Source organism: Streptomyces sp. NPDC079020 (assembly GCF_044542225.1).
Lineage (GTDB): Bacteria > Actinomycetota > Actinomycetes > Streptomycetales > Streptomycetaceae > Streptomyces.
Window position 1 is genome coordinate 90612 of sequence record NZ_JBITUB010000014.1, and the last position, 13368, is coordinate 103979.

Below are 13368 nucleotides of genomic sequence, written 5' to 3' on the forward strand. Positions count from 1 at the left end.
CGGAGGGGGAGAGAGCGCAAGGAGCAACAGGCTTGTACGGATGGGGCATTGGTCTACGCCAAGAGCATCCGTCCCTGTATTCTCATCGGTGGCCAACAGCACAGCATCCCCCCACCCAGGTTGCGTGCCGGCACGGGCAGCACCCGCAGAACTCTGCCCTCAGCAGCCGGGTCCCCCCATTCGCCGCCTCCAGGAGGTCACGGTGAACGTTCGTACCAGAAGCTCGGCCATCATCGGCACCATCTGCCTCATCGCCTCCCTCGCCCTGGCCACGGCATCCGCCGACGAGCCCGCCCCGGAGCAGCGGGCGGCGAAGGTCGCGCTCAAGAAAGTGGCCACGGCCCAGACCCCGACCGCCGGTACCGCCGGGCCGGGCGACACGGTCTGGATCGCCGAACGCGCGGGCACCGTACGCGTGTTGGACGGGCAGGACCTCGGCGAACCGGTCCTCGACATCTCCGACGAGACCACCACCGACGGCGAACGCGGCCTGCTGGGCATCGCGTTCGACAACGAGTTCGCGCACTTCTACATCTCGTACACGGACCGCGAAGGCACCAGCACCGTGGACGAGTTCGGTGTGCGGGACGGCAAGCTCCGGCCGGAGACCCGGCGCACCGTCCTGACGCAGACACAGCCGTACTCCAACCACAACGGCGGCGACATCAGGTTCGGCCCCGACGGCTATCTCTACATCGCGTTCGGCGACGGCGGCGGGGGCGGTGACCCGGAGGGCAACGGGCAGAACCTCGGCACGCTGCTCGGCAAGCTGCTGCGGATCGACCCGGCCGGCGGAGAGCCGTACGCGATCCCGGAGGACAACCCGTTCGTCGACGTACCGAACGCGAAGGGCGAGATCTGGGCGTACGGGCTGCGCAACCCGTGGCGGTTCTCCTTCGACGCGGGCACGGGCGACCTGCTCATCGGCGACGTGGGCCAGAGCGCCTGGGAGGAGATCGACTGGGCCCCGGCGGACAGCAAGGGCGGGGAGAACTACGGCTGGTCCGAGATGGAGGGCAACCACGCCTTCCGGGGCGGCACCGAGCCCGCGAACCACGTGCCGCCGGTCCACGAGTACGACCGCAACGGGCTGGGCTGCTCGGTGACCGGCGGATACGTCTACCGCGGCGACGCCATCCCGGACCTTGAGGGACAGTACGTGTTCAGCGACTACTGCGACGGAACCATCCGCGCGCTGCAGATCGAGAACGGCGAGGTGACGGGCGAGAGCGACCTCGGAGTCAACGGCGGCGAGGTCATCTCGTTCGTGCAGGGCGGCGACGGCGCGCTGTACGTGCTCGCCATCGGCGGCAGCGTCTCCCGCATCGATCCGGCGTAACCGCCGTGGGATGAAGGCCCTTCGGAGTATCGGGCCGGGCCCGGTGAGCTGATCCCTCGGCGCACCGGGCCCGGCCTGCTTCATGGCTCGGTCCGCCGTGGACGCGTGCTCGCCACGCTGGTGCGCCCGTGCACGACGGCGAGGCACCACGCGACGGGACCGCCCACCGCAGGGGGCAGCGATCCGGCTGCCTCGGTGCGCGTCAGAGCCGGTGCTCGTCCCGCAGACCGTCCATGTGATCGAACGCGAAGTCCATCAGGGACGCACGGGCCTGCTTCAGGCCCGACATCTCCTGAGTGAGCTGGAGAACGGTCTCCTGGCGTACCGCGCCGTGCGCACGGCGCGGTACGCCAGTCCCCGTCTCCCCACCGCCGTCGCCGATCCCACGCACGAGACCGGAGACGTTGTACGCGTGGCGGAGCAGCAGCGCGAGGCATCTGTTCTCGGGCGAGTGGACCTCGCGGCTGCTGGTGGAGAGGGTGAAGTGAAGCCCGTCGATCGCGAGGTCGTCCGCCGCCTGTCCCACGGCGTCCAGGGCTGCCTGGAGAGCGGGCCAGGCCGCGTCGGGGCCGACGCCCCGGCCCGCCAGCACTGACGCGCACTCCTCGTCGAGCAGGCGGACCAGCTCTCGTGTGGCCTTGCGCAGAGCCATCAGCCGGTTGAACTTGGCCTCCGCGCGGGACTGCCGTCGCGCACGATCCGCATACCTGTTCTGCAGCATGGGTACGGCGAAGGTTGCCGTACCCCCCAGGAGAGCCCCGCCCACCGCACCGACCAGTCCGTAGACCGCTGCAACGTCTGCCATGGGGACATCGTCGTCGGACGATCACCCGGCTGCCCGGCATTTTCACATAATCCGTCCCGGCGCTGTGCCCTTTTCGCCGCCGGATTGATCTCGAACAGGACGCACGGCCCGGGTACCCGCCATAGTCTGTGCGGGACCACGGGCAGGGGGCGCGTATGGAGGACCTCGGTGCCGGGGACCCGCGGCGGGTCGGCCGGTACACACTCATCGGCCGGCTGGGCGTGGGCGGGATGGGGTCCGTGTATCTCGGGCGCTCGGGAGGCCGTACCGTCGCGGTGAAGGTGGCGCAGCCCGAGCTGGCGCGCGATCCCGGCTTCCGGGCACGGTTCGCGCGGGAGGTGGACGCGGCGCGCAAGGTCTCGTCCGCCTTCACCGCAGCGGTGGTGGACGCCGACGCGCGGGCCGAAGTCCCCTGGATGGCAACCGCGTTCGTCGTCGGGGTCCCGTTGCACCACGCGGTCACCGCGCACGGCCCGCTGCCCGAGGACGCGCTGCGGACGCTGGCGGCGGGTCTCGCCGAAGCGCTCATCTCCATCCATGGCGCCGGGCTGATCCACCGTGACCTCAAGCCCGCGAATGTGATGCTGGCTCTGAACGGGCCGCACGTCATCGACTTCGGGATCTCGCGCGCACCCGAGGGCACCGCGCTCACCCGCACCGGGGCGGTCGTCGGCTCGGTGCCCTACATGTCGCCGGAACAGACGCTCGGCCGCTCGCTCACCCCGGCCAGCGACGTGTTCTCCCTTGGGTCCACGGTCGCCTTCGCGGCCCTCGGCTCCCATGTGTACGGCGATGGTCCCGCCGCCACGGTCGGGTACCGCATCGTGCACACCGAGCCGGACATCGAGGCCGTCCCGGCGGGTCTGCGCCCCCTGATCGAGGCCTGTCTGGCCCGGGACCCCGGTGCGCGGCCCACCTCGCGCCAGGTGGTCGAGTACATCGAGCGGGCGAACCGGCCGCTGACATCGGGCAGTTGGCTTCCCGCAGCGGTCATCGCCGACATCGTCGCCGTACGGAGCCTTCTGACGGACCTCACCCGCAGGCCACCGGGCCGGCACTCCGGACCGGTCCCCGGACCGAGGGGGCGGCTCTCGGCGGTCAGCCGCCGAAGGCTGCTCCTCGGAGCGGGCGGTGCGGTGCTCTCCGCGGTGGGAGCGGGCGCCGGTCTCCGGCTGGCCAGGGGCGAGGACGAGGTCTCCGGAAGGGCGGGGGCGTCCGGCGCGGGCATGGGGTCGCCGCAGCCGCGCCGGATCCGGCGCCCCTCGGGTGACGTTCCCGAGGGCCGGCTGGCCTGGAAGGTGAACCAGTCCGCTCCCAGCCCGCAGGTGCTCTCGGCCAACGGGGTCGTGGCCTGCGTCTCCGGGGCGGCCGTCCGGGGTCTCGACGACAAGGGCGGCACGAGGTGGACCGTGGACAGCGGCACCGGCGGCCACGGCCTGAGCTTCGCGGCGCACGATGCGACCCCCGGATTCGTCGCCGCGGTGGACGGGGGGCTGCTGTATGTGGCGGGGGCGTGGGGCGCGAGAAGAGGAGTCGCCGCGATCGACATGGCCGAAGGGGAGGTCGTGTCGATGACGGCCCTGGACCGCAACTGCTCGGGGGTGCTGCGCTTCTGGGGGATCAGGGACGGCCGGGCCCATCTCCACGGTCCGGGTGGCCAGGACCCGGACGGCAGGTATGTGTGCGCACTGGACCTCGCCGGCCGTGGCACGGCCTGGGCGTACAGCACAGCGGCCCTGCCCGTCTCCCCGGCCGTTCCGTTGACCGGCGGTCATGTCGTGTTCACCACCGCGGACCACCGGGTGAGGGCGCTCGACAGCAGTGGCCGGACTGCCTGGGAGCGGAGACTGACCGCCACGCTCGCCGCCACCGCGAAGCACGTCATCGTGTTCGGCGAGCGCGACACCCTGTACGCCCTGGATCCGGCGACGGGCGATGAGGTGTGGCGCGCCGACGGAGCCGCCGAGGCCTCCGCACAGGGTGACGGCATCGCCATCAACAAGGACGGCAGCCTGCTGTACGGCCTGTGGCAGGACGAGGACGGCGGGCACTCCCTGCGCTGCCTGGACAGCGCGACCGGTACGGCCCGGTGGCGGGCCCCGGTCCCGGCCGGGCCGAAGGACGCCCGGGGATCCGGCGTCCGCCTGCTCCACGGGGACGGAAACCTGTACTGGATGGCGTCGGACGCTGTCGTCTGGGCCGTCGATCCGGAGCAGGGCAGGGCTCGGTGGAAGTACTCGGGGCTGCGCGGGAAGAGGCCCGACTTCCTGGCGTGGAGCGCGGGCGACGGCCGGCTGTGCGTGTCGGATCCCGCTGCCCGCACGGTCGCCGCGCTGCACGCGAACGGAGCGTAGGAATGAGGCCGTTGGACCACTCGGACCCGCGACGGGCCGGCCCGTACCAGCTCCTCGGCCGACTGGGGGCGGGAGACCTCGGCGTGGTCTGTCTCGGGAGGTCCTACGGCGGCCGTACGGTCGCGGTCAGACTGGTCCGCGCGGAGCTCGCCCAGGATGCCGGGTTCCGGGCCCGCTTCGCCGCGGAGGTCGCGGCGGCGAGGACGGCGCCCGGAGCGTTCACCGCCCCGGTCGTCGACGCGGACCCGGGCGCTGTCACGCCATGGGTGGCGACGGTGTTCGTGCCCGGCATCTCCCTGTCCGAAGCCGTACGGCTGGACGGACCGCTGTCCGGGGCGGCGCTGCTCGCGCTGGCGGCCGGGCTCGCCGAGGCCCTTGCGGGCATCCACGCGGCGGGCCTCACCCACCGGGATCTGAAACCGGGCAATGTGCTCCTGGCCCTGGACGGGCCGCATCTCATCGACTTCGGGATCGCACGGGCCGCCGACGGCACGGGACTGGCCGGACCGGGAGCTGTCTTCGGCACGACCGCGTACATGTCGCCGGAACAGACGGCGGGGCAGCCGCCGACGCCTGCCTGCGACATGTACGCCCTGGGCACGACACTCGCGTTCGCCGCGAGTGGACCGAGTGAGTCCGGCGCCGGGTCCGGCCCGGAGGCCCGGCGACGAGTCATCGGCGGTGCGCCTGATCCTTCGACGGTGCCGGACGGACTGCGGCCGCTGGTCGCGGCCTGTCTGGCGAAGAGCCCCGCCGACCGCCCGACTCCCGGGGAGGCGATCGGCCTCCTCCCTCACAGAATGCCCCCGGCAGCGGCGGGTGCGTGGCTGTCCGCCCCTCTGGTCACCGCCATCGAGCGTGCCACCGATGTCATGGTGCGGCCTGGCGCGTCACCGGCCGGTGCGATCGGCACTCCGCCGCCGCCTCTCCTCCCACCGGCCCCACCGGCCCCACCGGACTCCGCGCCGGCCCCGGGGCCCAGCCGCCGGAGGCTGGTACTGGGCCTGGCGGCAGGCGCGTTGGCGGGTGGCGGCACCGCGCTCGCGCTGCGACTGCGCGGCCGGCCCTCGCAAGGGGCCTCCGGCGGCAGCGGGGGCGGCGGACCCTCGCCCGCCGCGGACCTGAAGGACCCCGCGCGGGTGCTCGCCACCGAGACCACCGCGAAGCCGCTGTGGACGGCCGGGACCGGCGAACGCCTCATCCACATGGCGGGTGTCGGGGAAACGGTCATCGCCGTCGGCACCGGGAACCTCTGGGCCTTCGACCGGGGCGGGAGGACCCGTTGGGGCCCGCTGCGCAACAGTGCGGACCCGGCCGCCGCGGACATGGGCGGCAACCCTGTCGTCCTCGCCGGCGGCCTGGTGTTCGCCGTGGATCACACGGACCGGTTCAAGCCGACCGGACGGACCCTGGTGCTCAGGGCCGTCGACCTCGCCACCGGCACCGAGAAATGGGCGCTGGACCGGCCGGACGACGGAGTCGTGATCGCCGGCGTACACGCGAAGCCCGGCGGACTCGTGTACGTCACCGGGGCCTCGTACGCGCGGACCGCGTTCGTCTGGGCCGTGGACCCCGCGACCCGGAAGATCCGGTGGACGAAGGAATTCACCCCCGTCGCGGGCCAGTTCGTCCTGATGGTGCCCTCCTCCGGCGAGCACGTGCTGTGGAACAGCAGCACCAGGGCCGATCGGAGCGCACCGGAGATGTCCGCGCTGGACGCGGAATCGGGAGGCCCGGCCCTGTGGCGGCAGCCCGCCCCGGGCGGCGGCAGCACCCTCACGATGGTGATCGACTCGTTGCGCGTCCGCTGGTCCGACGGGCCGCACTGCTCGGCCGGAGGTCTCTTCCTCCACCTGGCCGAGAGCCTGTACGCGGTGGATCCCGCGAACGGGCTGGTGGTGTGGCGTACTGAGGACTCCTCGTTGCCGGTGATGGCGGTGACCGCCTCTCCGGAGGGGGACACCGTGTACTACGCCGTGGTGGACGAGCGGAGCAGGGTCGTCGTACGGGCCTGCGACGCCCGTACCGGTGCCGTGCGCTGGGCCGGAACGCTGCCGGGCACCGTGGAGGAACCGGTCGGGCTCCAGTGCGCGGACGGCAACCTGTACGTCTGGTCGACCGGGCTCGTCGTGGCCTTGGACGCGGACCGCGGTACGGCGCGGTGGAACCACGCGTTCGCCGCGAGCAACGACGCGATGTGGGGGACGTACGCCCCGATGTGGGCGGGCGGCGGACGGCTCTACGCCGGGTCGGACCAGGGCGTGATCGCTCTGGACGCCGACGGAGGATGAGCCGCGCTGGGCACACCGGCCACCGAACGGCGCACCCGACGCCGAGGAAGGCACCGGCCGCGGCAGCACCCGGTGCCCCCGCCCGCTCGGCCCTGTTCAGGCGGGCAGCGGGAACCGCGCCCAGACGGCCTTGCCGGATTCGCCGGCGGGTTTCCACCCCCAGGCCTCACTGAGCGCGTTGACGATGGGGAGTCCGCGGTGGTGTTCGGCCAGGGGGGCCGGCCGGACGAGACACGGGCGCCGGCAGCTGGGGTCGTAGACGACGCAGAGCAGGCTGTGGGGGCGCCGGGTGAGGGCGAGCCAGACGACATGGGCGTCCGTCCCGTACGGGGAGGTGAGCCGGCCGTGCCGCACCGCGTTGGCGACGAGTTCGGAGGCGACCTGCACGGCATCCTCGCGTACGGATTCCAGGCCCCATCGGCGCAGGACGTCGGAGGCGAACCTCCTCGCCTCGTGGAGACATGACGTCGTCTCCCCGATCCGGTACGCGGCGAACGGGGGTGCGCCGAGGCTGAGATGAGCCGTCAGGTCCTGGGGGCCGGGGGTCCGGCCGCGAGGGGCGCGGACCGGGGCGGTGTGCTGCTGGTGGGTCTCCGGCATGTGTGTCTCCCCCGTCGTGAGCGTGTGCGGCACGCTCACCGCATTTTGTCCCGCTACCTGGCGCCGTGATGCTCGTTCTGAAAGTGCGGCTGAAATTTCAGGACGCCCCTGGTCGCACGTTCTTTCCCTTTCGGGGGTGGGGAGAAGGTGTGGCGGGGTGGGTACAGGAACAGGAGTGAGCGTGATGACGCAGGTCAACGGCGTGAGTGCCGAAGCGATCCCGGGTGCGGTATGGCACAAGAGCGTCCGGAGCAATGCCGGGGGGAACTGCGTGGAAGTAGCCCGTCTGGAGGGGGGAGAAATCGCGATGAGGAACTCCCGTTTCCCGGCGGGGCCCGCCCTCGTCTACACACCGGCGGAGATGCAGGCGTTCCTTCTCGGTGTGAAGGAGGGTGATTTCGACTTCGCCCTGTAAGGGCGTCAGATTTATGGGCCAAGAGGTGATTCCCGGGACCGGCGCTGCCATACTGACCCCCCAGTGACCGGCTCCCAGGGGAGGTATCGCCATGACCGGCAAGCACGTGGAGACCCTCTCCATACGCGGGTTCGCACCCCGCCCGCACCTGGGCGCGGCGGCCCACCGCAGGGCTCTGGGCGAACATCTCCGCCAGTGCCGCATCAGCGCGAACCTCACCGGCAAGTACGCGGCCCGGAGGATCGGCACATCGGCACCGACGGTGAGCCGGCTGGAGAAGGGTGAGCGCACGGAGCACGCGGGCCGTCATGCCACGGCACTGCTCGGGCTGTGCGGGATCACCGATCGACGGGAGCTCTCCCACGCGCTGTCCATCGCGGCGCAGGGAGAGCGTCCTGATGTCTGGGAGCCGTTCGGCGGCTCGGTGGCGCGCTGGGTGCAGCCGCTGCTCGCCCTGGAGCCGGCGGCACAGCGCATCATGTCCTACGAGCCGCAGCTGGTTCCCGGCTGGCTGCAGACAACCGAGTACGCCCAGCTGGTGATGCGTGCCGGCTTTCCCGACGCACCGCAGAAGGAGATCGAGGACCGGGCCGCGGCCCGGGTCAGCCGGCTGAAGATGTTCCTGCGCGCCCAGGACCCGCCCGCACTCGTGGCGGTCATGGACGAGGACGTGCTGCGGCGTCCGGCCGGCAGCCCCGGAGTGATGTACCGGCAGATCCAGCACCTGATCGCCCTTCTCAAGGGCGACCTGCGGCACCGTATCAGCCTGCACATCGCCCCGCTGTCGATGGGGATGACCGGGGCTGTGGGGCATCCCATCGTGCACCTGCGGTTCGCGGACGCGCTCCTGTCCGACTTCGTCTACCTGGAGCAGAGCGAGAGTGCCCGGTGCGTCGAGGGCGAGGGTGAGGCCGAGCGCTACCAGTCGCGGATCTTCAGCCTCTCCTGCATGTCCCACCCGGCCGATCAGACCCTCACCCAGCTGGAGGACCGGCTCGACGAGCTGGCCGTCACCCTGTCCTGAACGCCGCGCGCCGGGCCGTCAGCGGACGATCCCGGCGCCGCCGTACTCCTCCCACTCGAAACTGCTCTGCGCGGGCGCGTCCGCGGTCGCGGGGGGCCGCCACCGGGACACCTCGACGAGCCCGGGTTCCAGGATGCCGAGGCCGTTCTCCCGGAAGTAGGCATCGACGTCGGCCCGTGTCCTCACCCGGCCCCAGTGCCCGTGGGTCTCGCGGTCCATGAAGTCGGAGACGCCGTCACGGACCTCCGCGCTCTCGCTGACCAGTTGGCAGATGACCATGATGCTGCCGCTCGCCAGCCGGCTCTTCACCCTGCGGATGAGCTCCAGTGGACGGTCCGCGTCGGGGATGCAGTGCAGAACCGAGACGAAGAGCGCGGCGACGGGTTCACGGAAGTCGATCAGGCGCGCGACCTGTTCGCTCTCGAAGATCACCTCGGTGTCCCGCATATCCGCCTGCAGCACCGCGGTTCGTTCATTGGTCTCCAGGAGCGCACCGCCGACGGTCCGGACGATCGGATCGGTATCGACGTACACGACCCGCGAGGCGGGCCTGACACGCTGTGCGATCTGGTGCACGTTGTCCTGGGTGGGAAGGCCGGACCCGTGGTCGATGAACTGACGGATGCCGTAGTCCTTGGCGAGGGAATGCACCACGCGCCGCAGGAACGCCCTGTTGTTCAGTGCGAGCAGTTTCATGCTCGGCACCTGGCGTAAGAGGTCATCGCACGCGGCACGGTCGGCGGCGAAGTTGTCCTTGCCGTCCAGTAGATGGTCGTACATCCGAGCGACGCTCGGTGTCCGCACATCCACCCCGTACGGAAGCCGTTCCTCAGCCTGCATCGCATCCCCCGGATGACTGTACGGCGCGCCCGGTCGGCGTACCCGGAGGGGAAGCGTAGTGAAATTTCAGCGGCGGCACGAGACCACGGAGGGCTGACCAAGGTGCTCCTCGGACGAGGGGGAGCACGGGGGAGTGGTGAGAGGCGCGTGTTTTCAGACTCCGGCCCGCGGCCGCGGCGGCCTGCAGGAGCAGGGGACCGCACCGCCGGCGCCGGCGGTGCGCAGGGCCACGAGGAACTCTCCGTGGGGCAGTCCCATGAGCTCGGCCGCCCTGGTGGTCTCCATCCGCAGGTCGGCACGCAGCACGAGCGCGTCGCTCACGCAGCGCCGACGGCAGGAACACGCGCCATTGGTCCCGTCGATGTGGTCCACGCTCTCCGAGAGCATCCGCCAGGCGACCGCCGCCGGGTGCGAGCAGCCCAGAGTGGTGGACCAGCGCACCGCGAGTGCGGTGAGCGTGTCCTCGACCGCCTGCTCGGCGGGCCCGCCCGCACCGAGTCTCGCCGTGGCGTAGGCGAGATAGCCCTCCCGGTAGAGGGCACGGAAGGCGTGGAAGGCGATGAGAGCGGTCCTGCCGTCCGTGACGCGCACCGGCCTGCGGCCGGGCTGCGCGGAGTGGGGAAACCATGTGGTCGTCATGTCATCCGCACCGCCGTCAAGTTGTCGGATCAGAGACCAGGTCGGAGACACGGGAGTCGTCGGCCATGAGAACGCTGTAGTGAATCGCCTCCCACAGCGGCTTGAAATCGGCCGCCTGACCGCCCAGCGCGGTGACGGTGGCACCGAGGATCTCCCACTCGGGCACCACATCCCCGTTCAGCACCTGGGCGACGAGCCACGCCGGCACCCGCCCGTTGCTGCGCCGGTGGATCTGCTGGGGTGAAGGACGCGCCGCGGCCAGATGCAGCCCGCGCAGTGCCGCTTTCAGCGAGGCGATGTACTCGGTGACCGTCTGCCGGGCCGGCTGGGTGATGCCGTGGGCGACCTCGCACAGCAGACGCAGCTCCCGGGGCTCCTGGCCCACGATGGTGCACAGATGGCACACCAGGTCCCACGACGGCAGCCGCTCTCCCGACAGGATCCGGGAGATGAAGGAAGGGGAGAGCATGGTGAGGTCGGCGATCCTGCGGATGCTGAACCCGCTCTCCCGCTGTGCCTGGGACAGGGCCGCGGCGAGCCGCTGACGGGCGGTCACCGGGGTGCCCGGAACCGGTCCGTCCGCGGGAACCGCGGCCTTGTTCGGCTGTATGGAGGCCAACGTCCGGGGGGCCGGCAGCGGCGCGGCCCGCTGCGAGAGCGCCCGGTGGTCCAACTGCCGCCGGACACGGTCCGCCTGCCACTTCGACCGGGCCGTCTCCGCCGTCACATTCACCGCCCGGCCGATGTCGTCCCACCGGGCTCCCCGCGCCCGGCCGGCCAGTACCTCCGCGGCCAGGAAGCAGTCGATCTCGTTCTGTAGGGCCCGCGCGCGCTGTACGAGTTCGGCCAGGTCCTCGCCCGCGTACGTGGCCTCCAGCAACGCACCGGCCAGCCTGTGCAGTTCCGCGGCGATCTCCTGCCCGAGCGACCGCCGGTCCTCGCCCGCGGACGGCCTTTCACGTTCCCTGCGGCGCTGGGCCTGGCGCCGGTGGCCGGCGTCGCAGTAGACGCGCCGGCGCCCGGGACCCTTCGGTTCGGGCAGCTCGGCGCCGCAGAAGCCACAGGTCCGCTTCGCGTCGTCTCGCGGCATGTCGTTCCTCCTCGCACTGCCCGGCCGTCCCGCGCCGATGCGGGGAGACGGCTGTGCGGAGCCGATTACTCCACTTCGGGCGGGGGTGCATTCCGGTGCGCGAAAACGGGTGTCACGCACCCCTGATGGCCGGGCGGACGCCCAGTGGTGCACGGAGCGTCCGGTCCACCCGGGCCCGCGGCCGGGAGAAGCGCGGGCCGCGGGACGCCCACGCGGGTACTCCCGAACCACGCGGCACGCACATCCGCGGCCACACGGCGTCCGAGGGGCTCGTGGAAGGAGCGCGCAGCGCGAACACGTCACCGGGATGAAGCGTGACAGCGCAGGCACGCGGCCGTGCGAAACCACCGGTCGCGCCGCTACCGTCAGCAGCACTCCGAGACGTTGCGGCGCTTCGGAGCGCATATCGACAAGACATGGGCTTCCCCCCGGGGAATCTTGTGATGGTCGGAATGCTGAAGAAAGGGGGGCGTGGTTCCCAGGTTCACAGGCTCGGCCCAGGCCCCCCTCTCAGACGGGACACTAGCCGGGACGGCCGTTCCTTGGCCACGTACTCATGCCGTAATCCGATATGTGTACCCGGAACGGGACACGAAAAGCCGACGCGGTCGGAATTCCGAACATGTGGCCGACTCTTCGGGTGTGAGGGGTGACCGTAACGCGAAAGCGCTGATCGCTTTCTTTCCCTTTCTGATGGAAATCGGGCTGAGTTTGACGGCCACTCAGACGGCGGCCACCTTCTGGAATTTCGCCTCACCGATACCGGTCCGTTCCCCGTTCCCGGTCCGTGCTCGATGTTCGTCACGACAGCGAGAAGCCGCCCTGCCGAGCTGCTCAGCCACGATTCGAGTCTTCCTCCGGCGATCCGACCGCAGAGCTCTTCCACCGCTTCCCCGGCTGTCACAGCCGCAGGAGCCGCGCCCTTGTCGACGGCCCGCGTAGGGCCCATGTCTCTCTCACGGGCAGGATCGTTTCACGCGGGCCGGACAGTGGCATGACGCTCGTGTGAGCGGCACAGGACGGAAGTGACGCCGGCCCCGCCACCGCGCCCAGCACACACAGGAGGACCCCGTCATGAGCATTCCGCACCGTCTGATCGGTTCCGGCGACCACAAGGTCCTGGTGCTTCACGACTGGTTCGGCACGAGTGCCGGGTGGGGGTCCTTCCTGGACTACCTGGACGGCGACACGTTCAGCTACGCCTTCCTGGACTACCGCGGCTACGGTGACCGCAAGGACGTCACCGGTGAGTACACCCTCGCCGAGATCGCGGGCGACGCCCTCGCCCTGGCCGACGAACTCGGCTGGGAGGGTTTCTCCCTCGTCGGCCATTCCATGGGCGGCAAGGCCGTCCAGCAGGTGCTCGCACAGGCTCCGCGACGGGTGCGCAAGCTGGTCGGGCTGGCCCCGGTCCCCGCCGGGCCCTACCCGCTGGACGCCGACGGCGAGGCGCTCTTCTACGGCGCCGCGCACGACCGCGACCGGCGGCTGGCCATCGTGGACCTGGTCACCGGACGACGGGCGAGCCGGGTGTGGGTCGACCTGATGGTCGACCGCTCCCTTGAGCTCTCGACCCGCGAGGCGTTCGGCGGCTACGTCCAGGACTGGGTCACCGCCGACCTGACGCACCGGATCGTCGGCAGTCCCGTCCCGGTCAAGGTCTTCGTCGGTGAGCACGATCTCGCCCTCACGGCCGACGTGATGCGCGGCACGTGGCTCAGCCACTACCCGAACGCGGAGCTGGAGGAGATCGCCAACAGCGGCCACTATCCGATGCACGAGACCCCGGTGGTGCTGGCGACGGCGATCGAGGCGTTCCTGCGCGCCTGAGCCGGCCGGACAGCGACGGCGCCGCCCCACCACCTGATGGGGCGGCGCCGTCGCCGATCGTGTGGGCGTCAGTGGGCCTGGAGGTGCAGTGGGCCTCGACGATGCCGTCGGCGAAGGTGTGGCTGGAGGACGGTGCCGCAA

Annotated in this window: 11 protein-coding genes; 6 read left to right on the top strand and 5 right to left on the bottom strand. The window is 71.2% G+C overall.

The window, feature by feature from the left end; translation table 11 throughout:
• Positions 1–202: 202 nt before the first annotated feature.
• Positions 203–1339: a PQQ-dependent sugar dehydrogenase gene (locus tag ACIGJO_RS26870; RefSeq protein WP_399962272.1), complete on the top strand. Its 1137-nt coding sequence runs from the start codon at positions 203–205 to the stop codon at positions 1337–1339.
• A gap of 202 nt (positions 1340–1541) precedes the next feature.
• Here the strand turns inward: ACIGJO_RS26870 and ACIGJO_RS26875 are convergent, their stop codons facing one another.
• The gene (locus tag ACIGJO_RS26875; RefSeq protein WP_399962274.1) at positions 1542–2144 is read right to left on the bottom strand and encodes a hypothetical protein; all 603 of its coding nucleotides are present in this window, start codon (positions 2142–2144) and stop codon (positions 1542–1544) included.
• A 155-nt stretch (positions 2145–2299) separates the two neighbouring features.
• Here ACIGJO_RS26875 and ACIGJO_RS26880 point away from each other — a divergent pair, with 155 nt between their 5' ends.
• Together ACIGJO_RS26880 and ACIGJO_RS26885 are read left to right on the top strand one after the other, a co-directional pair.
• On the top strand, positions 2300–4498 hold the full coding sequence (locus ACIGJO_RS26880) for a PQQ-binding-like beta-propeller repeat protein (protein ID WP_399962276.1): 2199 nt from the start codon (positions 2300–2302) through the stop codon (positions 4496–4498).
• A gap of 2 nt (positions 4499–4500) precedes the next feature.
• Positions 4501–6789 (top strand): PQQ-binding-like beta-propeller repeat protein, encoded by a 2289-nt coding sequence (locus ACIGJO_RS26885; RefSeq protein ID WP_399962278.1) that lies wholly within the window; start codon positions 4501–4503, stop codon positions 6787–6789.
• Between the two features lie 96 nt (positions 6790–6885).
• Here ACIGJO_RS26885 and ACIGJO_RS26890 read toward each other — a convergent pair whose 3' ends face one another.
• Positions 6886–7389: an ATP-binding protein gene (locus tag ACIGJO_RS26890; protein ID WP_399962280.1), complete on the bottom strand. Its 504-nt coding sequence runs from the start codon at positions 7387–7389 to the stop codon at positions 6886–6888.
• A 184-nt stretch (positions 7390–7573) separates the two neighbouring features.
• On the opposite strand from ACIGJO_RS26890, the gene ACIGJO_RS26895 reads away from it, so the two are divergent.
• Positions 7574–7804: a DUF397 domain-containing protein gene (locus tag ACIGJO_RS26895; RefSeq protein WP_399962282.1), complete on the top strand. Its 231-nt coding sequence runs from the start codon at positions 7574–7576 to the stop codon at positions 7802–7804.
• A 91-nt stretch (positions 7805–7895) separates the two neighbouring features.
• Positions 7896–8828 carry a helix-turn-helix domain-containing protein gene (locus tag ACIGJO_RS26900; RefSeq protein WP_399962284.1) on the top strand — a complete coding sequence of 311 codons (933 nt, stop codon included), beginning with the start codon at positions 7896–7898 and terminating at the stop codon, positions 8826–8828.
• Positions 8829–8846: 18 nt separating this feature from the next.
• Here ACIGJO_RS26900 and ACIGJO_RS26905 read toward each other — a convergent pair whose 3' ends face one another.
• From ACIGJO_RS26905 to ACIGJO_RS26915, 3 genes are all read right to left on the bottom strand, one after another.
• On the bottom strand, positions 8847–9668 hold the full coding sequence (locus ACIGJO_RS26905) for an SAM-dependent methyltransferase (RefSeq protein ID WP_399962286.1): 822 nt from the start codon (positions 9666–9668) through the stop codon (positions 8847–8849).
• 153 nt (positions 9669–9821) lie between these two features.
• Positions 9822–10307 carry a hypothetical protein gene (locus ACIGJO_RS26910; RefSeq protein ID WP_399962289.1) on the bottom strand — a complete coding sequence of 162 codons (486 nt, stop codon included), beginning with the start codon at positions 10305–10307 and terminating at the stop codon, positions 9822–9824.
• A 16-nt stretch (positions 10308–10323) separates the two neighbouring features.
• Positions 10324–11397 carry a helix-turn-helix domain-containing protein gene (locus tag ACIGJO_RS26915; protein WP_399962291.1) on the bottom strand — a complete coding sequence of 358 codons (1074 nt, stop codon included), beginning with the start codon at positions 11395–11397 and terminating at the stop codon, positions 10324–10326.
• A 1074-nt stretch (positions 11398–12471) separates the two neighbouring features.
• Between ACIGJO_RS26915 and ACIGJO_RS26920 the strand changes: the two genes are divergently transcribed.
• Positions 12472–13227, top strand: a complete 756-nt coding sequence (locus ACIGJO_RS26920) for an alpha/beta fold hydrolase (RefSeq protein ID WP_399962293.1) — start codon at positions 12472–12474, stop codon at positions 13225–13227.
• Positions 13228–13368 lie beyond the last annotated feature (141 nt).